Here is a 21,670-nt window from a genome sequence, read left to right as displayed (position 1 = left end):
ATTAATTAGAGGTTTCATCTTAGCGTCTCCAACGATTGACAATAGTCTCAACTTTTAGTTTAACTTCTATGGCCAACCCTCTCTCCCAAAGCGGCTGTTAGAAACCGGGTTTCTGCCCAGAGATGCTACCTGGGATAGAGAGGAGCTAGAAACCCGGTTTCTGCGCCAGATCGGGTATCGAGGTCAGAAGTTAATAAAAAATTCAACTGCTTTTTTGCCATCTAAGGATTCAATTTCTGACAGTCTTACGGTCATTTTCATTAACCCGAAGCGCACGGTAAGTTCTTGCCCTTGTGCGTCAATTTGTAGCACTTCTCCCGTTTGTCCTAAACTGGGAATGCGTACCCGTTCGCCCACTTGCGGTTTATAACCAGGTTTAGGCTTGGGGGGATTGACTTTAGAGGGCAGATATTGCTCGGCAATCCGATCGAGTTCCTGGGTGGCTTTGTGGGTATCTTTAGCAGTACCTTGTTGTAGGCGTTTGATGGCTGTGGCGACTTCTTTTTTGGCTTCAGAAATCGCCTTTTGGATCTCGATTTCCTGTTGTTGGCGTAACTATTGTTCCCGCTCTTTCAGTTGCTGCGCTTTGAGGGCAAGTTACCAGATGGTATTGATAGTAGACAATTGAATTTTACGATCGCGGCTGATAAGCGGAATATTATGGTAGAGTGCTGTCGCAGCAATGATGCGATCGGGAAGGTCGGGCACTTGAGCGCGATCGATGCTTTGCATGGTTTGAGCAATCTGGCGATTAAAAGGAACTTCCATCAATACAGAATTGGGGCGATCGACTTCTGCAAGCAACTGATTCAGCGTCAATGGTGGAATTCTGCCTTTTTCGCTTAAATAAATAATTTCCGCTAAGGTAATGGATGAAAACCCGACTTGATAACCATCAGTCGCTGCTTGTTCTATGGTCATGCGAGCGATGTTAGAAAGACGAGAATCGGCAAAAATATACCAAATCACTGCATGGGTATCAACAATTGACTGAAGCATTAAATATCCTCTCTGGGAAAGCAACTCCAGGCTTCTACACGAGCGTTATCAATGTCTTCTGCGGAAGGTGCTGTTCCTAAATGGCTACAGATCCCCCATAAAGAGCGCTGGGGAATTAGGGTGGTTTGAGCAACTTCGCGCTCAATTTCAGGGGTGATTTTTTCGATTAAGCGTACTTTGTCAATCAAGGAAAGTTGTTTGGCTAACTTGAAGACTTGTTCTAAGGTCATTGCAGTGAGAGATGGGATAGATAATTAAGGATTGTAACTTATGATTGGCTTCTCGCAGCGGTTAGAAACCAGAAACCGGGTTTCTTTCCACAGATGCTACCTGGGATGGAGGGGAGCTAGAAACTCGGTTTCTCCTGCGAATTGCGTATTGGCAGTAGAATTTTAATAAAAATTTCAACTGAATGACACCAAATGCTACCAGATGCTACCGACATTTGTCCTGCTTCAGCAGTATACTCAGGGGGTGCATTTTGGTGATACAAGTGGGTTGAGTGATAACCCATGATAGTTATGGACACAGACAAGCCCTAAATCGCCACTGTTAATCAGGAGTTACTCAACTTTGATTCTGGTGAATATGAACAAGAAAATTGTTCGCAAACAGCTCAACAACCGGCCCAACCTCAACAACCGGATCAAGCTGAAACACCAAAAATTTGTCAAGTCCCAGATCGATTTTGGCAAACCCATACACGAGTTATTGGCCCAGTTAACTTAGAAGAACATGCATGTATCGTACCGGGAGCAGTAATGACATCTCAAGGTATGGTTGATGGTCAAGAGTTCTGTGCAGTTTGCTATCGGACAGGAAACAATATGTTTGGTCAACCACCAGGTAAAGCGCTTTGCAGTCAACCTGAAGATCCAGCACGTCGAAATCCAGTACCTAATTGTCCTAATAATTGGGCTGGTTAACAGGCAAGATTAATCGCCTGTAGGGGCGGGTTTTTCAACCATTTAGAAACCTCACCAATAACCTTTGTCAACCCGCCCAAACCGATATCGATACCATCATATCCGGTGGGTTTATTGGTGGGGTGAGGGCGGGTTGACAAGATTGATTTGTGGGTGTTCTAGATTTGGATAATACCCGCCCCTACGGAGATCGAATCCCGAGAACAGATTACCCAATTAAATAGGCAATAGTTACGCCAGTACCGCCATTTTTTTGATCGGCTAATTCAAAGCGCTCCACTTGCGGATGGCTCCTCAGAAATTCATGGACTCCTTCTCTTAATTTACCTGTACCTTTGCCGTGAATAATCCAGACATTGGTACAATTGGCATTATAGGCTTTGGTAATGCCTTGGTCGAGTTCCGCTTCAGCAGTCACGACGCGCAAGCCTCGGATGTCTAAGGTATTGCGAGAGGTTTGGATAACTGGTGCAGTGGGTTTAGGAGGGGGTGTTTTATCTTTTTCTGTAGCTGTTTTTTTGCTAGCTTCCTTAGTAGTAACTTCGGCTTTTTTACCATCTAAGGATTCTATTTCGGCTAATCCCACGGTCATTTTCATCAACCCAAACCGCACGGTCAATTCTTGCCCGTCTTCGTCGATTTGTAGCACTTCTCCGGTTTGTCCTAAACTGGGAATGCGTACCCGTTCGCCAATTTGTGGTTTATAACCGGGTTTGGGTTTGGGAGGATTAACTTTAGAGGGAAGATATTGCCCGGCAATCCGATCGAGTTCCTGGGTGGCTTTGCGGGTATCTTGGGCATTGGCAGTGCCTTGTTGTAGGCGTTTGATGGCTGTGGCGACTTCTTTTTTAGCTTGAGAAATTGCCTTTTGGATCTCAATTTCCTGTTGTTGGCGTAACTGCTGTTCCCGCTCTTTGAGTTGTTGCGCCTTGAGTGCAACTTCTTGATGCAGTCGTTCGGTTTCTGAAAGTAAGCTGGAGGTTTCCTTGACTTGGGTTTCCTGACGACGACGCTCGGCTTCCAAACCAGCGATCGCCCGATTCACGTCTTCGGAACCGGTTCCTACCCACTCTTGCGCTTCTTCAATCACCTCTGGATTTAACCCCAAACGGCGAGCAATGGCAAGGGCATTCGATCGCCCTGGAATTCCCCACAGCAGGCGATAGGTGGGTTGCAAGGATACCTCGTCAAACTCCACAGAGGCATTCTCAAATCGCTCATCTTCATACTTGAGGGCTTTGAGTTCGCCGAAGTGGGTGGTGGCAATAGTAAGCTGGGCGTTTGTGGCGAGGTGTTTTAGGAGAGCGATCGCCAACCCGGTTCCCTCGGAGGGATCGGTTCCCGCACCCACCTCATCCAATAACACCAGGGATGAGGGGTTCGTTTCCACACAGTCCAAAATCCGGCAAATACGGCGAATATGTCCCGAAAAGGTCGATAAACTTTGTTCTAAGGACTGTTCATCGCCAATATCGGCTAAAACTTCGCTAAACCAAGGCAATTCTACCGGTTCTCGCGCTGGCACGAATAACCCCACTTTCGCCATCAATGCCGCCAGTGCCAATGTTTTCAAAGTAACTGTCTTTCCGCCCGTATTCGGCCCTGTAATTGCCACGACTCGGATCGGCGATTCAATACACGCAGTTACGGGAACTACTGCTTTTTCCTGTTCGTGGCGCTGTTGCCATACCAGCAAGGGATGACGCAGTTGCCGCAGAACAATCATTTCTGTGGATTCCGTAAACCGGGGTGGGTTGGCTTCTAACCAAGTGCTGTATCGGGCTTTGGCAGTGGCTAAATCGAGAATCGTGGCAATCTCCACCAAATGTTCTAAATCGTCGTAAACCTCTGCCACTTTTTCCGTGAGAGCGCGACAAATGGCTTCTTCTTCCTTACTTTCCTCCTTGTGCAACTGTCGCAAGTCATTACCGAGAGAAACGATCGCATGGGGTTCAATGTACAAGGTTGCCCCACTCGTAGACGAGTCATGAACGATACCGGGGATAGTGTCCTTGTGGTTGGCTTTCACCGGCAACACGTAGTGATCGCCCCGTTGGGTAATCAAATTCTCCTGAATAGCGTGGGATTTGCGTTGCAGGAGGTTTTGCAGCGTTTGCGTAATGCGATCGCGTTGGTTTTTGAGTTGACGGCGTATATTACCGAGCTTCACGCTGGCGCGATCGGCTACTCTCCCCTGTTCGTCAATACAGTGATTAATCTCCTGTTCTAATTCCGGATAAGTCCGGATCGTGCTAATCAACTCCAACAAAATCGGCACATTTTCTTGTTCTTCAATAAACCGGCGCAGTCGTCGCATCCCCGCCAATGTACTCGCCACATCCAGCAGTTCATCCCCAGAGAGTACCCCTTTAAGCGTCGCTCGTTTGACAATTTTGCGAATATCCCGAATCCCCCCAAACGGTAGCTCTGTAGTGAGGGTTTGCTCCAGAGTATAGACTTCCTGGGTTTGCGCCAACAGGGTTAAACTTTCCGCTTGAGTTTGGGGAATAGGCAAGTTTCGGGCGGCGATCGCCCCCATTTTCGTCGCGGCAAACGTAGACAAATGCTCGCACAACCGCGACCATTCTAACAGCTCTAGGGTTTCGTCTTGGATCACTCGTGTTCTATACTTCAACGCCATACTACATTATTGTATCGACTTTTGAAGCAATCGGGAAGGAGATCGGTCTAATAGCCATGACCTGGAAGAAGGGTAAGAGCAAATCGATTGCTTCTTCTTCCTTTAGTTTGCTTTAACTTAATTCTCTATTGGTTAGAGGTCTTTCCTATTCCTCACTTATCTTTGGGGTTCCCACGATTAATTGCCTTGATGAATCGTGTTTGTCTTGCCCTCTTTCCTCTTTCTCTTGACCCTGATTCTTATTTTCCTCTGCCTAGAATGACAACAGAGGGGTAACTTCAAACTTTTAGCCAACTAAAAATATCGTTTACGGATAACGTCCATTCTTCTAAACCCGTCAACATTGGTAACGGTTCTGTATCCCCATGAGCGACTCGATAAATTTTGGGCAAACCCGATTGAAATACAGTAATCGATTGGGTTTTAGGATCAATGAGCCAACCCAATTCTGTGCCATTTTGGAGACAAAACAGAATTTTTTCCATCACTAATGCCATCGGTTGATCCGGTGACAAAATCTCAACGATCCAATCCGGATGGAGATCGAAATGATTGGCCATTTCTCCATCCTCATCTCTGGGCAAATTTTCCCAACGAATCACGGCGATATCCGGCACAATAGAACGCCCAGCAAATGTACATCTCAACTCTGTCAAAGCATAAGCTAACTTATTAGGTTTCGCCTGTTGATTAATTGTAGAGGCAAGTTCAACCTGTAAAATACTATGTTTTCCTTGTGGCATCGTTTTTTGACTCACTTCCCCATTGAAATATTCACTGGCAGGCTTGGTTTCTGGCTGTGCCAAAAACTCTTCTAAGCTAATAACTTTGCGTTTTTCTACTGTTGTAACCATGATGATCCCTCCGAGATGATCTAGATTGCTTCACTCCGCTTCGTGGCCTTCGCAATGACTTATTTATAACTGATTAGCTGGACTTGATATAAGGTAGAGCTGTTTCATTTTTAATTGTTAATTATTGAAACCATTCTACCGCCTCCTTAATTGCACCCTTAATATTGGATTGGGGTAAACCTAATTCCCGGACAGCTTTAGACGCATCATAGTACATGGAATGTTGGGACATCCGCACTCCATCCAGGGGAACCGAGGGCGATTTACCGAGAGGTCCGAGCAGGATTTCATCTATCCAAGCAACCGTCAGAGGAAGCCATAGGGGGACGGTTTGCGTGGGTGCAGGGATTCCGGTAATTTCTGCCAGATATTCGAGGAATGTTTTGAGCGTCAGGTTTTGATTTCCGAGGATATAGCGATCGCCCCTTTGCCCTTTGTCGAGTGCCAGAATATGACCCTCCGCCACATCTCGCACATCGATAAAATTCAACCCTGTATCCACATAAGCTGGCATTTTCCCACGCAGAAAACGGACCATAATATCTCCTGTGGGGGTTGGTTTTCGATCCCAAGGGCCGATAGGCGTACTAGGATTAACAATCACAATATCTTGCCCCAGTTTAACGGCTTTGTGGGCTTCCTGTTCCGCCAGATATTTAGATTTTTTATACTCTCCAATCAGTTCATTCAACGGACTTTGGTGGGTTTCGTCTACAGGTTTTTGCCCATTTCCCACGCCAATAGCTGCCACAGAACTGGTATAAACCGTGCGCTCAATTCCCACTTCACGAGCGGCCGCCAGTATCTTTTGTGTCCCCACCACATTATCGTAATAGAGTGCTTTGGCATCTCTTTGCCATAGGGAATAGCGCGCTCCACAATGAAACAAGACCTGACATCCAGCCATTTGCTGGCTTAAATTGGGGGCATGAAAATCTCCTACCACCCTTTCAATATCGAGTCCATCCAAATTATCCCAACTACTTTGGGGACGGACTAAGGCCCGAACGTGATAATTCTTGTCCAGGAGCGATCGCACCAAATTCGCCCCCACAAAACCCGTTCCCCCCGTCACAAATACTTTCATCAAAAATCTCCCAATCCTCCTCAACTCCCTGTTGTTTGAGCCAAGCGATCGCCCCTTCCGGCCCATCCTGAGCTGCTCGCAGCAAGGCCCCCCAAGTCAGGACTGCCTTGTGATTGGGTTCAACCGCGATCGCCCCCTTAATCCGATTCCATAATACCCCCGTATCCGTCGCCAACAGGCGATTCATTTCTTCCCGGTTCTCGGAAGCCTCATAAATCTGCAACGCCTCATCCCAGCGCCCATCGATCATCCGAGTCAAGATCTGTTGACTCGGAGAAGCCCAAGATTGCCGGGCATTGTGGGCACTCAATTGGGTATGACGGTTAATCAACTCCCACTGACCTTGAATATCCACTGACCATCCCGGTAAATTCCATAAACCATGCAACCGTTGCTTTGCCGGAGTCCATAAGCCACTTTTCGCCAACTGCATCGCCTCTGTATACTCAGAACCTTTCAACAACATCCGATCCAGAGAAACTGGTTGCAATTCCACAGGTGCAGGTAAAAACGTCCTGGGTTGCAGTTGATACATCTCAAACTGCGGCTCCAAACCCACCGTTTGATTCACCGTCAAAAACGGCTGTTTTGGCCACTTCGGATGCTTCGACCATACCGGCAACTCATGGGCAGGACTTGTCCAACTGGCAAACGAAGCAACATAGGTGGTCTTGGGATTGTAATAAATCGTCTGACCATAGAGAATCTCTTTTCCTTCCCGAGTAACAGTGCCCGTTAGATGTACCCACTGGGCCGACTCACCATTAACCAGAGCGCTATTACTCCACTTTAAACCCGTTAGTGGTAGGAATTCATTGGAGGTTTCCATGTTTAAGTTCAAAGGCTTGAGGACAAAACCCTCAGTTAGGGATTCGATCTCCAGTTGATTAATAAACTGATACATCGGTTTCTCCCGCTCAAACGGCTCTGGATCGCTAATCCGGCGATAAACCCTTAATTGATCGATGTACTGACAAGGCGGCGATCCTGGAGCATCCGGTTGACACCCTTGGCGATGGGCAAAAATCGGTAGCATCATATCCTCATAGGGGCCCACCTTCATCTGCAAGGGATAGCCGGGAGTATAACCGGATTGAATCAGTTTTTCCTCAATTTCATCTAAGGTTTGTAGAGACCGACGATTCGTTTCTCCTAACTGAGTAGTTTTCGGTAAATATTGATTGACCCAAATTAGAGCATCTGGATTGACCATTAATTTTAAGGCCACCCAAACTCCAGCCACTACACTAGAGAGTCCCAAGGTCAAAACGACCAGGCCAAAAAGGGCCTGTAGGGAAGAAGGCCGTCTAGGGTTAGTTTCAGAAAATACGCTTCCTGTATCCTCATTCATAGCTTTTCAGTGGGAATAAATCAGACTCTCTAATGATTTAAATTAACCTTGGGTAGCCGCAATCAACGCTTGTTCATAGCGCATACCTGCCTGTTCCCAAGTGTACTCCTGTTCAATCAAATCTCGGCCATTACGGGATAGTTTTTTTCTTAAAGCAGGATTTTCAAACAAACGACTAATATTCACCACATAATCTTCTAAGGTATTCGCTCGTAGGGCCCGCTGGGGAATCTCCGGCCCATCAACAGCCAAGCCCTCCAAACCGCGATCGCTCGCAACCACCGGAATACCAGCGGCCATTGCTTCGAGGGTCTTATTCTTAATCCCAAACCCAGTACGCATCGGAATCACACAAACCGTCGAGCGATGTAAATAGTCCACCATCGAAGGGACTCGCCCCGTCACCGTAATTCCTGGCTGCTCTCCTAAAGAACTCACCTCTGGAACCGGCCTAGCGCCAACCAACATTAGGGATGCCTCCGGATAGCGATTTTGCACTTGGGGAAACACCTCTAAGCTCAAAAAACGAGCCGCATCAATATTAGCAATATTATCCATCGCTCCAATAAATACCAATTGATATCCCCCCGGATCTTCAGTGCGCTTCGGAAACAGAGCTAGGTCTACACCATTTGCAATCACGCTAATTGTACTTTCAGGATTAATCTCCAGCAGCGTTCGTTTATCCTCAACTGTGGTGACTACAAGATGCCTAAACTTGCTCGTGTAGCGTTTTTCATACTGTCGAAGTAAAGGCAAATTAATTTTATCTCGCAGTTGATTTTCCGAAGTTTTAGTCTCTAACTGATTTTTGCAACTACCATAGACCGAGCTATGGATATTGACCACCGTACCGCAGGTCGATTTCCATTCGGGACGGATGTAGATTTCATTAACACTATGTTCGCAGGCGATCGCATCAAAGGCTCCCTCAGCTACTGCTCGATCAACCCATTGCTGCATGGCTTCTGAAAAGACAGCTTTCACATTCGGGGGAGTTCCCTGTTGAAAGAAGTCCTGCAAGCGTTTGAGTTTCGAGAACTTTCCAGGAGGCGGTTCTGAGGGACGAGGAAAGACCGCTAACTCCTTCACACACTCGCGCAAAGCTTCAATTTCTGCATCACTGACATCACTGGCACGTTGAGTCACTAGGGTGATAGAATGGTTGTGGCTCAAATATTTGAGTAAATTAAAAGTTCTCACCTGAGTTCCCCCCCGTGTTGGAGGATAGGGAAAGGTTACTGAGAGGATTAAAATTTTCATAAAAATTGAGAGACATTGAATCAGAGATAAGATATCTTTGCTATCTTATCTCTGATTGTATAGATTGCGCAGATTCCCAAAGGTGATTTTATCATTTGCCGGGATCAACACTTCTGGGTATAGCCTTAGCCCATTGACTATAGTTTTTATTCCACTCTATTTTTATGAACTCCAGTCCCCCTAAAATTAGTGTTTGTATTCCTACATTTAACAGAGTTCAGCTTTTGACCGATGCGATTGAAAGTGTACTCGCACAAACTGAAACGGATTGGGAGTTGATTGTTTGTGATGATGGCTCTCAGGATAAAACTCCCCAGATTATGGCTGGGTATCAGCAACAGGATGATAGAATTTCCTATATTCGCCACGATCAAAATATTGGCAAAAGTAATAATATGCGCTCAGGGTTTTATGCGGCAAAGGGTAATTTTTTTGTTAAATTCGATGATGATGATCGATTAGGCAAAGATTTTTTAGCAGCGACTAGCAAAATCTTGATCGAGCATCCAGAAATCGATTTTGTGGGAACCGATCATTGGATTATCGATCTGGAGAATCAACGGAATCTCGAACAAACAGAAATTAATTCTCGTCGCTGGGGTAGAACTCAATTATTAGAAGGCCAGGTGAATAACCTATTGGAAACGGTTTTTGTTCAGCAAAGCTTTCAGGTTGGTGCAACCCTATTTCAAACTCAGGTACTTAAAGAGGTCGATTTTATGCGACCCCATTTACAAAATTGTGAAGATAATGATTTGTTTGTTCGGATAGCTCTGGCGGGTAAAAATGGGTACTATTTACCCCAGAGATTAATGGAATATCGATTTCATCCAGAACAGCAAGGTATTGATCGAGCGATTCCGTATTTACGAGATAAATTGAATTATTTATCGAGCTACCAGTTTGAGGATCGAAAGTTAGAAACGATTCGCCAACAACGGTTGCAAGAAACTCAACTGTTGTTAGGGTTGCGTCTGGTGGAAAAAAATCAAGTTCAAGAAGGTCGAGAGTTGATTCAAAAAGGAAGATCTTTTTCTCCTCAAAAAGCTTGGATTGGATTAGCACTGTCTCGGTTACCTCAATCGATGAGGGAAAAAGCGTTTGAAGTGTTACGCCAATTTCGCTCATAACGGTTGAAATATCGATAGAACTCATTTGAACTTTTGTATATTCTCTGCTACGCAGTACATCAAATAACAGTTTTTAAAAATCACCAGAATCGCTCACTTGCTAGATAAGGACTGTTGTGGACTCCCCTCATTCCTCGACGGAGAGGGCTTTGCGCTGTATGATATCTAGCACTCTGAGGCGATCGCGCAATTGGGAATTGTGACTATTATCGCTGGATTGAGACTCTTGTTATCAGCTTAGGCGTAAACCGGTATCATAGGAAGAGCCGCGATCAGAGTGTTGAGTTAAATTACCAGAGCCGATGAATTATCTAGTTGCCGTATTGCGCGATCGCATTCAAGCTGAAGGAGTCTACTGTGCCTTAGAAAAAGGAGGCTTACCCACAAGCCAAGTTAACATCTTAGGCAAAGGTTACAAAAGTGCTGATGAGTTTGGCCTGATTAACCCCAACCAAGCTGCCCAAAAACAAGCCCGATTGATGGCGACTTGGTTAGTCCCCTTTGGTTTTTTTGGTGGGGCTACCTTTAGCGTCATTTCTGGGCTGAATACCTTCGCCTGGGCTGGAGAAATCGGCAATCATATTGTTGGTGGGATTTTAGGTGCCGCTTCTGGTGGATTAGGAGCTTTGTTTGTTGGCGGTGGTGTTGGTTTAATTAGCGGTAGTGGCGATGCTCTTCCCTATCGCAACCGCTTACAAGAAGGCAAGTATTTAGTTGTGGTACAAGGCTCAAGTAGTCTGATTGAACAAGCGACTGTCATCATTCGCCCATTTGAACCGGAAAGTCTTCAAGGCTATACGGCTCCTAATCCATCCTAAACCCTGAGAATGCTGAAAATTATTGAAGCCAGTGAAGCACAAGAGCTAATTACAGAACTCGATACCTATCTCCAGGGGTTTTATCCCGATGAAAGTAATCATTTAGATTCGGTGGATGTTCTCTCTCAAGAAAATGTCTACATGATGGGTGCTTTTATGGATGGCAAATTAGTAGGAATTGGAGCCGTCAAAATCTTTGATGATTATGGGGAGATGAAGCGCTTCTATGTTAAGCCAGAGTTCAGAGGTCAAGGGTTAGCTCGGATGCTCATGGGTGAAATAGAAAACCATCTGATTAATTTGGGCATTCGTGAGGCGAAGTTAGAAACCGGAATTTATCAAACCGAAGCGATTTCTTTATATCGCAAATTAGGATATGTAGACTGTCCACCTTTTGGTGACTATCAGCCCGATCCCTATTGTGTATTTATGGGTAAAAAGATCTGATTCTCATCTCGATAGTAGTTTGACACGTATCAGAAATGTGTTTTACCGATTGAACCATAAGAGCTAAGTATTGGCCGCGATCATCTAAAACCATTTAGTTTTTAATCGGGCGATTTGGGCGATCGCCTAGTTGGCCAATTTCTAAGGTGATTTCACGGGCAATTGCTTTATATTCTGCTACCTTATCCATCAGGATATAGCTAATCTCCAGAAGCTTTATTTTCTAATTCCTGAATACAAATTTCCACTTGATTTTTTAAGTCAGGTAATTTATCAGGATTCTGGATAATATTCCAGACCGTTTCTAAATCAATTGCCCAATAATGATGAGCGAGCATATTTCTAAAATCTGTAATATCCCGCCAAGGTATTGAAGGATATCGGTCTTTTAATTCATCCGGGATTTTATTAGATGCTTCACCGATAATTTCTAGTTCGCGGAGAACAGCCATTTGTACTGTTCTATTGGTTAAAAAACTCTGTTTTCCCTGTTGAATATGAATGTCGATCGCTGCAATAGATTCTTTAATATGATAGAGAAAAAACAAAGGAGATTTTTGTGGCTTATTCATAGGGGAATTGCGGATGATAAAATTTCCTGTCTAATGCTATGATGTAATGCTGTGCTATGAACAATATCAACATCACAATTCAGCAGTTCTTGTAATGCTCTTCGTAATCGAATGACATCAAACAAATCTTGTTCTGGTTTGGGATCGATCAGAAAATCAATGTCACTATTTTCGGTGTTTTCACCTTTAGCAACTGAACCAAATACTCTAATGTTAGTAGAGTGATATTGTTCAGATAACTTGATGATTTTAGAGCGGTATTGTTCTAATTGCTGTAAATTCATAGAATTAACGATGAATGGTAATTAAACTAGAAATCCTAGACAACTCTAGCACCTCAATATCAAGGTGTCAAAAATTGCTAGATCCATCATATATAAAACTTTATTTTTGAATTAAAACCCTTACCTGTTAAGCATTTTAGCTTTATTGGGTTTTTAATCGGATAATCTGGGCGATCGCCAATCTTAGCAAGAGTGACTGACTAAACTCAAGGGCGATCGCGGTTAGTGGTGACAGTAACGATGGAAGATTGGCAGAGGGCTTCTGAGTTAACCCAGTAGGGTGGGCAATGCGATCGCTGATTTTTCTGCCTACCCTACCAACTGGCTGACTCTCTAGGCATCAGAGTCTGTGTTATCCGCATCATCATCATCGAGTAACCCGAAGATGGCGGTTGTACCGGCAACGGCGATCGCATTCGTCGTCGTGCTAAGTTGCTTTTGGATCTCCGTGGGATTCTGAAGACTGGCAAGATAGATGCTAGTGGCGATCGCCGTAGAGGTGAGAGCAATGGCAAAGCGGAGAAGTGATTTGTTGTTCATGGTTAAGTTACCTGTTTACTTTTTTCTATTGTCCACAAGCCTTGCGCTGTCTGATGTTTAGCGATTGTTTAGTGAACGTTCAATAGTGTTCAATACTGTCCACTGTTGTTCACTTGTATAGAATGGTGGGTAAGCTAAACCTGTTGAGTAGCAAGACGAATGGGGCGATCGCAGAAATTAACACTCATCAATTGGACAGCAGCGAACAATGCTTTGATTCAACACTTCGAGGGAAATAAATCAAAGTTGGCAAAGTCTGTGAGCTTGTCTCGCACAACTATAACCAATTTTTTTAATCAAAAGCCTCTTGGTGAGAGTAGTTTTCGTAAACTCTGCTTATCACTACGGTTGAACTGGCAAGATATCTCTTCATTTGATCTCCCCTCAGATACCTCAAGTGACCAATCTTCAAGCCAAGTGCAAGTTGATGAAGACCTGATTGAGCAAGTTAAAGAGCGCTGTCGTCAGAAGATTCTGGCTCGACATAGCCGGATGCGGTTGCTCAGTGGGGAAGAGATTGGAGTTGACCAGCTTTATGTTGATGTGTGGCTGTTGGGAAGGCCTGAATATAAATATTTCAATACACTAGAAAGTCTTTTAAGCAACTTTGACATTGAGAATGATCGTCTGGCATTGAGCAAACGTCTTGAGCGTAGTCCAGGTTTTGAGGTTGCTAATAGTAATTCTAGGCTCATTATTTTAGGCAAACCGGGTTCTGGAAAAACAACGTTTCTGAAACATCTGGCTGTTGATTGGTGCAAAGGCAAGTTTCAGCCTAATAAAATTGCTGTCTTGATTGAACTCCGACGGATTCGAGATAGTGAGTGGGATATAGGGCGTGTAGTTGGCCAGGAATTGGGTCTGGATGATTGGGATCAAATTGTAGCACTCAAGAAACAAATTGGTGAGCGAAAGAAAGAATACTTCGCCCAGTTGGCCAACAAACAAAAAAACACAAATATTGAAGAAGAAAATCATCAAAAAAACAAGAAAAAATCAGAAAAAATAGAGCAGAATATAAAAAACTTAAAAAAACAATTAAAATCCATCCCATTGCATTATTTATTAGAGCAGGGAAAAATCTTAATACTAATGGATGGCTTAGATGAAATTCCAACTCATGAACTTCGGTGTGATGTACAAGATCAAGTTCATAAACTGGCCGAGGAATATTCTAAAATAAATCAATTTATCCTGACGTGCAGAACTCAAATAATTGAGATAATTCCCTGCAATTTTAGATTAGTCGAAGTGGCAGATTTCAGTCTAGAGCAAGTCAGAAAATTTGTTCAGAATTGGTTTACAGCAAACGGGAAGTCTGAAGCTGAGGCAACTAAGCAATGGAAAAAAGTGAATCGTGCCATAACTAACCAGCCTGATTTGAAAGAGGTGACGGCGACTCCGATATTATTAAGTTTGATTTGCGTGGTTTTGCAAGATAGCGGGGTAATACCCACAAATAGAACTGATCTTTACAAAAGAGGGATTAACTGGTTGCTGAATCGTTGGAATGACGAAAAAGATATTAAGACTTGGGAAGTTGGCACTGAAGCCTATCGTCAATTGAGCCTTGAAGATAAAGAAATATTGCTCATTGAAATTGCGGCACGTAAATTTGAAAATCCCCAGAATTTCGTTTTATTTGATCAACGTGATTTAGCCCAAAAAATATCTCAAAAATTACACTTAAGCAATACACGAGAGGGAGTAACTGTTTTGAAAGCGATCGAAGCCCAGCATGGTTTGCTGATTGAGAGAGCTGATGAATTATGGTCGTTTTCCCATCTCACCTTCCAGGAATACTTTACCTTTCAGTGGCTGATCAAATTACCGCCTCAACAACTAGGTGAAAAAATTGCCAATCAGAGGTGGCAAGAGATTGTCAAACAACTCGTGAAATCACAACAACCTGCTGATCGCTTACTCCGGTTGATTAAATATGCAATTGTCATTGATCAATCTATAGCACAAGATCCTGTTATCCAAAGTTTCTTTTGTTCGTTGCTGCAAAGGTCAAAGTCACTACAAACTGACTATAAACCTGCGGCAATTCGAGCATTTTATTACTCGTTGAGTCTCGACCTTAACCATGCTCGCAACCACCACCTTAAGCACAGCCATAACCTTGACCTTAACTTTGACCTTAACCTCGCCTGTGACCTCGACCTTAACCTCGCCTGTGACCTCGACCTTAACCTCGCCCGTAATCTCAAGCTTAATCTTGATGGCGCTCTTGACCTTGACCTCAACCTTGTCCATGCTTTCACCCGTGCCCACACCCTTGACCTTGACCTTGCCCATGTCTTTGCCCGCGCCCGGGCCCGAACCCTAAGTTTTGCTCGTGCCCATAGCCGTGCCCGTGACCTATACCAAGATCTCAATCAGCTCATCACTCGTGCCCTGAGCATCACCCATACCTATACTCTCGACCGCAATCCTTCAGTTGATTTGATTTTCCATCTGAGTCAACTTAAGAACGCATTACCAACATCAAATCACTCAGAAGATATTCAAGGCTGGTGGCGATTGAATGGAGTCCAATGGATTGAGCAACTCCGTGATATAATGATTGAGTATCGAAACATTGGTTATGATTGGCAATTTACTGAGGAGCAACGGCAGCAACTCCGGCGTTACTATCAAGCCAATAAATTTCTGGTTAACTTGATGAACATTGAAGGTGCGGTTACTGAGGACTGTCGCACAGAAATTGAGCAGGGGCTGCTGTTGCCTTGGGCGGAGCTGCAACGTCGCTATCCTCACCTCTATAGCGATACGCGCTAGGGAATGAGTTTAATCTACCAATGCCCATTACCGATCGCCAATCACCCATTCTCGGTTTAAACTAATAGATTCCACTCACATTCGGTAACAGTTGGATTTATGGCCTTTTCCTCTATCTTGCGAACCTTGCGGCGATCGCCTCTAACGCAAGAGTTGTTAACTAAACTCAAGGGCGACAACCGTACTTTGGCGCTTCAGGGAATTCCCCGGTTTCCCAAGGGTTTAGTTGCGTCTGCCCTCTCTCAAGCCGAATCTCGCTCGCTGTTGGTGGTGACGGCAACGATGGAAGAGGCGAATCGGTGGACGGCGCAATTGGAAGCCATGGATTGGGATGCGGTGCTATTTTATCCCACCACGGAAGCCTCGCCCTATGAATCCAGCCCTCCGGAACCGGAGATGGTTTGGGGACAGATGCAGGTGTTGGCGGAATTGGTGTTGGGCGATCCAGAGCGTCAACGAGCCATTGTCTGTACGGAGCGGGCGCTACAGCCCCATCTGCCGCCCCTGGAAGCGTTTAAACCCTATGCTCTGCGGTTGCAAAAGGGGGATGTCTGGGAGAGTAAGGCACTGGATCGGAAGTTAAGTCAACTGGGCTACGAGCGGGTGACCTCCGTGGAAACCGAGGGGCAATGGAGTCGCCGAGGGGACATTGTGGATATTTTCCCCGTGGCTTCCGAGTTGCCCGTGCGCCTGGAATGGTGGGCAACGGAGGGCGATGGGGATGCAGTCGAGAAGATTAAGGAACTCGATCCAGCCACGGGGCGATCGCTCGATCCTGTCCCAGAAGTCATTTTAACGCCCACAGCGTTTACGCCCATCATTGAGGAAGCGCTAACCGATCTGGGTGTAGAGAACATGCCCGAATTCTCCTCAGCTTATTTAGGGTTAGCGTTTGATGCTCCGGCTTCCCTGTTGGATTATTTACCGCAACAGTGTCTAATTGCGATCGATGAACCTGCTCAATGTGAGAGCCATAGCGACAACTGGGTGCAACATATTGAAGAGCAGTATCAAACCCTGAAGGAAGTCGAAGAACTGGGTAAAGTTCCCCCGATTCATCGCTCGTTTGCCCAGTCCTTAATGCAAGGGCAAACCTATCCTTGTTTGCATTTATCGGAATTAGCGGAAACTAATTCTGGGGCGCTCAATCTCTCCAGTCGTCCCGTTCCCATTCTCCCTCATCAGTTTGCCAAATTAGCGCAAACCCTGCGGGAGGAAATGAAAAATCGCACCCTCATCTTTGTGGTTTCTGCTCAACCCTCGCGATCGGTTTCCTTGCTGCAAGAACATGATTGTGCGGCTAAATTTATTCCTAATCCTAAAGATTATCAGGCGATCGAGTCTCTGCAAGTTCACTATACCCCGATCGCCCTCAAATATTCCGGAGTTGCAGAACTCGAAGGCTTTGTGCTGCCAACGTTCCGAATCATGGTAGTGAGCGATCGCGAATTTTACGGGCAACATAGCCTCGCCACCCCCAGCTACATCCGCAAACGTCGCCGCGCTGCCTCCAAACAAGTCGATCCCAATACCCTCAAACCGGGGGATTATGTCGTTCACAAAAGCCATGGAGTTGGACGCTTCCTCAAGTTAGAAAAGCTGACGGTGAATGACGAAACCCGGGAATATTTAGTGATTAAATATGAAGATGGTTTACTTCGTGTCGCCGCCGATCAAGTGGGGTCATTATCTCGATTTCGCTCTACTGACGGCAAGCGCCCCACGTTACATAAATTAGCGGGTAAAACCTGGGAAAAGACGAAAAACAAAGTCCGCAAAACGATTAAGAAACTAGCGGTAGACTTGCTCAAACTCTATGCAGCGCGATCGCAACAAGAAGGGTTTGCCTTTCCCTCCGATTCCGCTTGGCAAGAAGAGTTAGAAGACTCGTTTCCCTACCAACCTACCCCCGATCAACTGAAGGCAACCCAGGATATTAAGCGAGATATGGAATCGCCGCGCCCCATGGATCGCTTAGTTTGTGGTGACGTGGGATTTGGCAAGACTGAAGTGGGAATTCGCGCTATTTTTAAGGCAGTGACGGCAGGGAAACAGGTGGCGTTTTTGGCTCCAACCACGATTTTAACCCAGCAACATTATCACACCCTCAAAGAACGATTTGCCCCCTATCCGATTGAAGTGGGATTATTAAACCGCTTTCGCACTCCCAGCGAACGCAAGGAGATTCAGCAACGGTTAGCCACGGGGGAATTGGATGTGGTGGTTGGTACTCAGGCACTGTTGAGTAAGGAGGTAAAATACCGAGATTTAGGCTTATTAGTAGTGGATGAAGAGCAACGGTTTGGGGTGAATCAGAAGGAGAAAATTAAGGCACTCAAAACCCAGGTGGATGTCTTAACTCTCAGCGCTACACCGATTCCGCGCACGCTCTATATGTCCCTGTCAGGGGTGCGAGAGATGAGTTTGATTACCACCCCACCGCCCTCCCGTCGCCCGATTAAAACCCATTTAGCGGCGTATAATTTGGAGGCAGTCCGCACGGCAATTCGTCAGGAGTTGGATCGGGGGGGACAGGTCTTTTATGTGGTTCCCAGGGTTGAGGGCATTGAGGAGATCAGTACCCGGATTCGGGAGACGGTTCCAGGGGTGCGATTGGCGATCGCCCATGGACAGATGGCGGAAACGGAACTGGAAGCGACGATGCTCAGTTTTAGCAATGGGGAAGCGGATGTGCTAGTTTGTACCACCATCATTGAGTCCGGTTTGGATATTCCCCGCGTGAATACAATTTTAATTGAGGATGCCCAGAAGTTCGGCTTGTCGCAATTGTATCAGTTGCGGGGGCGCGTTGGTCGAGCCGGAATTCAAGCCCATGCCTGGCTATTTTATCCCGATCGCCGGGTATTACCGGAACCAGCTCAAAAACGGTTGCGGGCAATCCAAGAATTTACTCAGTTAGGTTCTGGGTATCAGTTGGCAATGCGGGATATGGAAATTCGCGGAGTCGGAAATTTATTGGGCGCGGAACAGTCCGGACAAATGACGGCGATTGGCTTTGATTTATACATGGAAATGTTACAGGAGTCGATTCAGGAAATCCAAGGGCAAGAGATTCCCAAAGTTGACGATACCAGCATCGATCTGCCGATTACCGCGTTTATTCCCGCAGATTATATCCCCGATATCGATCAGAAAATGAGAGCCTATCGCTCCGTAGCGGCGGCAAGTTGTGGTGATGAATTACGCTTAATCGAGATGGAATGGAGCGATCGCTACGGAACCATCCCCCAACCCGCTCAACAACTCATCCAGGTGATGGAATTAAAACAACTAGCCAAATCCATCGGCTTTTCTCGTATTAAACCCGATGGAAAACAGCATGTAGTTTTAGAAACGCCCATGGAAGAACCGGCTTGGAATCTATTAAAAGAAAAACTCGATCGCCGCTTCCATGCTCGCTTTGTCTATAGTCCGAAAAAAGTTACCGTGCGTGGCTTAGGTGTGTTTAAACCCAATCAACAACTCGATCAGTTAATTAACTGGTTTTCCCAGATGCAAGCAGTCTTAACAATGAACAATGAACAATTAATCTAGAGGACTGTTTCACCTAAAATAGGGCTTTGTTTGTAGTAAGCACGAAGAGTGCTTAAGCCTAGCTGGAGAGGGCTAGAGCAATCACTACGAACAAAATGTAATGCACCATTTTAGATGAAACAATCCACTACAGAGACAGGAAAACCAGTAGTAAGTTCCTACTTCAAGTGGCTCAATAATGACGAGTTTATTGTCTGCAATAACTGCTTTAGCCATGGTGTTCTCTCTTGTTAATTGAGGTTTATGCATAAGTATAGTGTTTCTCTCTTCTATGAGGTACAGCTTGAAGCCTTAGAACCTAAGCTATACAAGCTATTGCAAAGCAAGCCTATTGCTAGAGAGCCTAGCGCGAAGCGCTATATAAACCTTCAATACATTCTAGGACAGTTCAATTAAGCTTCAACTTAAACTAAAGATTACATTCCCTACTTTTCGTGACTCGCAACTCAACTCGAACGGATCATTGTGGTTAAAATCCAATCATACACGCGATCGCCTAACCATTTCCGCGTCCACATCATTGGCACTGCCATCTTACCCGCAACATAGCGGGTTTTGGGATGTTTAGCCTGAATTGCCCTTAAAATGATCTTGGCGATCGTTGAAGGTGGTGAACTATTACCTGGATTATCATAAACATCATGGCAAGCTTTAGCAAAACCCTGGGCTAAATCCTGATAAGCTCCGTTACCTGATCGCTTCAGCATCGGTTCAATAAATACCTCACCAAATTCTGTACCAATAATGCCTGGCTCAATAATAATCACATCAATATTAAACGCTTGAGTTTCAATTCGTAAACAATCACTCCAGGCTTCCAGAGCATGTTTCGTCGCATTATACCAAGCTCCCATAGGCGTATAGATCTTGCCTACCATCGAACTCAGATTAACAATTTTTCCCCCTCTCTTTTCTCGCATATCCGGTAGTATCAACTGAGTCAGACGTGCTAATCCAAATAAATTAACTTCAAACTGATAGCGTGCATCCTCAATTGATGTATCTTCAATCGCTCCATACATGCCAAAACCGGCATTATTAATCAAAACATCCACACTTTGGTAGTTCTTCTTAATCTGTTTAACTGTGGCTAAAACTTCATCCTCTTTAGTAATATCCATCTTAATTGGAATCCCACCCAACTTTCGGAGATCCTCCATTTTTTCCACCCGTCGAGCAGTAGCATAAACCGTATAGCCCTCTTGAATCAGTATTTTTGCAGTTTCCTTCCCAATTCCGGATGATGCTCCAGTAATCAAAACCGTCTGGCTCATATTTACTCCCTGAACAAGTAGTGAATCAATAGTGTTATTCCACCTAATCTAACGTATTATGTAGTAAGCTTCAATCCAAATGTTATTGCATTATAAAAATCATGAGTAAATGTATTAGTAAAGAAACTTGGTGGCTTGATACAGGAGGATTCCCAGATTTGCATTGGGCACGCATTCAGGTATTTGGAGATAACACTGCTGAAGTTTTAGATATGGACGGTAGCAGATATCAATTTGACAATGAACAAGAGGCCATTTATTTTTTGCTTGAAGATGACTATGGTTCTTTTAATACTCTTGATGAAGAGGATGAGCAAGAATTGGGAATCCCTATATCCTCAATTCAAGTTCCCTCTGGTGACAGTGATGATGAGATCATAAAACAAATGTATATCAAGCGAATTCCTTGAGCAGCCATAAAGGCGATAGTAACGGGTAGGATGGGCAAGACAAATCTTATAGATCTTCAGTAATTATTCCGTATTTTCCTGCCCACCCTACGAGGATTAGAAATTATAATGGTTTAATCTGGCTTGATATTATTCATTTGTGGTGAGCAACTTAATTATGAGGAAAGTAGAAGTAATCCCTCACGATCACCAGTGGCAACAGATGTTTGAGCTTGAAGCTCAGGAAATTACCAAGGTTCTAGGAGAGAATTTAGTCGCTATTCACCATATGGGTAGCACCGCTATTCCCAACATATATGCCAAGCCGATTATCGATCTTTTAGGTGAAGTCAAAGACATGGACAAAGTTGATCGATATAATGCTCAAATAGAGTTACTGGGTTATGAGGCTATGGGTGAGTTTGGTATCCCCGATCGCCGATACTTCCGCAAGCGTAACTTGGAAGGTATTAGAACGCATCATCTTCATCTCTTTCCTGTGGGTTCAGAGCAGGTGAACCGTCATCTGGCTTTTCGAGATTACCTAATTGCTCATCCGCAAATAGCCCAGCAATACAGTGACTTAAAGCGACAGTTGGCGAGGGAATTTCCCGATAATATTGAAGGTTATATGGATGGTAAGGATGGATTGATTAAAGAGATTGATCGCAAAGCAGCCCAACAGTTCTTCTAAGCTGATCGTCATGAGGGAGGATAGGGCTGATTGTTTACTCACAAGCCAACGTACCCGCTTTC

21 protein-coding genes are annotated in these 21,670 nt (G+C 44.9%); 8 read left to right on the top strand and 13 right to left on the bottom strand.

The window, feature by feature from the left end; all coding sequences use genetic code 11:
- Positions 1-183 precede the first annotated feature (183 nt).
- From J7529_RS12875 to J7529_RS12865, 3 genes are all read right to left on the bottom strand, one after another.
- Positions 184-357, bottom strand: coding sequence for a MutS2/Smr-associated SH3 domain-containing protein (locus J7529_RS12875; RefSeq protein WP_318729285.1), 174 nt, complete (start codon positions 355-357; stop codon positions 184-186).
- A 240-nt stretch (positions 358-597) separates the two neighbouring features.
- Positions 598-999: a type II toxin-antitoxin system VapC family toxin gene (locus J7529_RS12870; protein ID WP_318729284.1), complete on the bottom strand. Its 402-nt coding sequence runs from the start codon at positions 997-999 to the stop codon at positions 598-600.
- Positions 999-1,229, bottom strand: coding sequence for a hypothetical protein (locus J7529_RS12865; protein WP_318729283.1), 231 nt, complete (start codon positions 1,227-1,229; stop codon positions 999-1,001). Before J7529_RS12865 ends, J7529_RS12870 begins: the two co-directional genes overlap by 1 nt.
- Positions 1,230-1,587: 358 nt before the next feature.
- Here J7529_RS12865 and J7529_RS12860 point away from each other — a divergent pair, with 358 nt between their 5' ends.
- Positions 1,588-1,728 carry a hypothetical protein gene (locus J7529_RS12860; protein WP_318729282.1) on the top strand — a complete coding sequence of 47 codons (141 nt, stop codon included), beginning with the start codon at positions 1,588-1,590 and terminating at the stop codon, positions 1,726-1,728.
- Positions 1,729-1,921: 193 nt separating this feature from the next.
- Here the strand turns inward: J7529_RS12860 and J7529_RS12855 are convergent, their stop codons facing one another.
- The 6 genes from J7529_RS12855 to J7529_RS12830 all read right to left on the bottom strand — a co-directional run bounded on the left by J7529_RS12855 (position 1,922) and on the right by J7529_RS12830 (position 9,121).
- A complete protein-coding gene (locus J7529_RS12855) occupies positions 1,922-2,065 on the bottom strand; it encodes a hypothetical protein (protein ID WP_318729281.1) in 144 nt (47 codons plus the stop codon).
- Between the two features lie 68 nt (positions 2,066-2,133).
- Positions 2,134-4,542 (bottom strand): endonuclease MutS2, encoded by a 2,409-nt coding sequence (locus tag J7529_RS12850; RefSeq protein ID WP_413038881.1) that lies wholly within the window; start codon positions 4,540-4,542, stop codon positions 2,134-2,136.
- 302 nt (positions 4,543-4,844) lie between these two features.
- The gene (locus J7529_RS12845) at positions 4,845-5,420 is read right to left on the bottom strand and encodes a Uma2 family endonuclease (protein WP_318729279.1); all 576 of its coding nucleotides are present in this window, start codon (positions 5,418-5,420) and stop codon (positions 4,845-4,847) included.
- A 121-nt stretch (positions 5,421-5,541) separates the two neighbouring features.
- Complete coding sequence (hpnA, locus tag J7529_RS12840) at positions 5,542-6,507, bottom strand: hopanoid-associated sugar epimerase (RefSeq protein WP_318729278.1); 966 nt, start codon at positions 6,505-6,507, stop codon at positions 5,542-5,544.
- Positions 6,401-7,858, bottom strand: a complete 1,458-nt coding sequence (locus tag J7529_RS12835) for a hypothetical protein (RefSeq protein WP_318729277.1) — start codon at positions 7,856-7,858, stop codon at positions 6,401-6,403. Before J7529_RS12835 ends, hpnA begins: the two co-directional genes overlap by 107 nt.
- Positions 7,859-7,900: 42 nt before the next feature.
- Positions 7,901-9,121: a glycosyltransferase family 4 protein gene (locus tag J7529_RS12830; RefSeq protein ID WP_318729276.1), complete on the bottom strand. Its 1,221-nt coding sequence runs from the start codon at positions 9,119-9,121 to the stop codon at positions 7,901-7,903.
- Between the two features lie 164 nt (positions 9,122-9,285).
- On the opposite strand from J7529_RS12830, the gene J7529_RS12825 reads away from it, so the two are divergent.
- The 3 genes from J7529_RS12825 (at position 9,286) to J7529_RS12815 (ending at position 11,516) form a co-directional block, all read left to right on the top strand.
- Positions 9,286-10,251 carry a glycosyltransferase family 2 protein gene (locus J7529_RS12825; RefSeq protein ID WP_318729275.1) on the top strand — a complete coding sequence of 322 codons (966 nt, stop codon included), beginning with the start codon at positions 9,286-9,288 and terminating at the stop codon, positions 10,249-10,251.
- A 302-nt stretch (positions 10,252-10,553) separates the two neighbouring features.
- On the top strand, positions 10,554-11,069 hold the full coding sequence (locus J7529_RS12820; RefSeq protein WP_271943263.1) for a hypothetical protein: 516 nt from the start codon (positions 10,554-10,556) through the stop codon (positions 11,067-11,069).
- Positions 11,070-11,078: 9 nt separating this feature from the next.
- Positions 11,079-11,516: a GNAT family N-acetyltransferase gene (locus J7529_RS12815; RefSeq protein ID WP_318729274.1), complete on the top strand. Its 438-nt coding sequence runs from the start codon at positions 11,079-11,081 to the stop codon at positions 11,514-11,516.
- A 200-nt stretch (positions 11,517-11,716) separates the two neighbouring features.
- Here J7529_RS12815 and J7529_RS12810 read toward each other — a convergent pair whose 3' ends face one another.
- From J7529_RS12810 to J7529_RS12800, 3 genes are all read right to left on the bottom strand, one after another.
- Positions 11,717-12,088 carry a DUF86 domain-containing protein gene (locus J7529_RS12810; protein ID WP_318729273.1) on the bottom strand — a complete coding sequence of 124 codons (372 nt, stop codon included), beginning with the start codon at positions 12,086-12,088 and terminating at the stop codon, positions 11,717-11,719.
- Positions 12,085-12,372 carry a nucleotidyltransferase family protein gene (locus tag J7529_RS12805; RefSeq protein ID WP_318729272.1) on the bottom strand — a complete coding sequence of 96 codons (288 nt, stop codon included), beginning with the start codon at positions 12,370-12,372 and terminating at the stop codon, positions 12,085-12,087. Before J7529_RS12805 ends, J7529_RS12810 begins: the two co-directional genes overlap by 4 nt.
- Positions 12,373-12,705: 333 nt before the next feature.
- Positions 12,706-12,912, bottom strand: coding sequence for a hypothetical protein (locus J7529_RS12800; RefSeq protein ID WP_318729271.1), 207 nt, complete (start codon positions 12,910-12,912; stop codon positions 12,706-12,708).
- Between the two features lie 348 nt (positions 12,913-13,260).
- Between J7529_RS12800 and J7529_RS12795 the strand changes: the two genes are divergently transcribed.
- Both J7529_RS12795 and mfd read left to right on the top strand, forming a co-directional pair.
- A complete protein-coding gene (locus J7529_RS12795; protein WP_318729270.1) occupies positions 13,261-15,696 on the top strand; it encodes an NACHT domain-containing protein in 2,436 nt (811 codons plus the stop codon).
- A gap of 99 nt (positions 15,697-15,795) precedes the next feature.
- Entirely contained in the window at positions 15,796-19,251 is a 3,456-nt protein-coding gene (mfd, locus tag J7529_RS12790; protein ID WP_318729269.1) for a transcription-repair coupling factor, read from the top strand.
- Between the two features lie 446 nt (positions 19,252-19,697).
- Here the strand turns inward: mfd and J7529_RS12785 are convergent, their stop codons facing one another.
- Entirely contained in the window at positions 19,698-20,525 is an 828-nt protein-coding gene (locus tag J7529_RS12785) for an oxidoreductase (RefSeq protein ID WP_318729268.1), read from the bottom strand.
- A gap of 101 nt (positions 20,526-20,626) precedes the next feature.
- Between J7529_RS12785 and J7529_RS12780 the strand changes: the two genes are divergently transcribed.
- Positions 20,627-20,935, top strand: a complete 309-nt coding sequence (locus J7529_RS12780; RefSeq protein ID WP_318729267.1) for a hypothetical protein — start codon at positions 20,627-20,629, stop codon at positions 20,933-20,935.
- Between the two features lie 157 nt (positions 20,936-21,092).
- Positions 21,093-21,608 carry a GrpB family protein gene (locus J7529_RS12775; RefSeq protein WP_318729266.1) on the top strand — a complete coding sequence of 172 codons (516 nt, stop codon included), beginning with the start codon at positions 21,093-21,095 and terminating at the stop codon, positions 21,606-21,608.
- Positions 21,609-21,670: the final 62 nt, after the last annotated feature.

This window comes from Roseofilum sp. Guam (assembly GCF_017746735.1).
Classification (GTDB): domain Bacteria; phylum Cyanobacteriota; class Cyanobacteriia; order Cyanobacteriales; family Desertifilaceae; genus Roseofilum; species Roseofilum reptotaenium.
The sequence above is the reverse complement of the archived record's forward strand: the minus strand, read 5'-3'. Positions and strand labels throughout refer to the sequence as shown.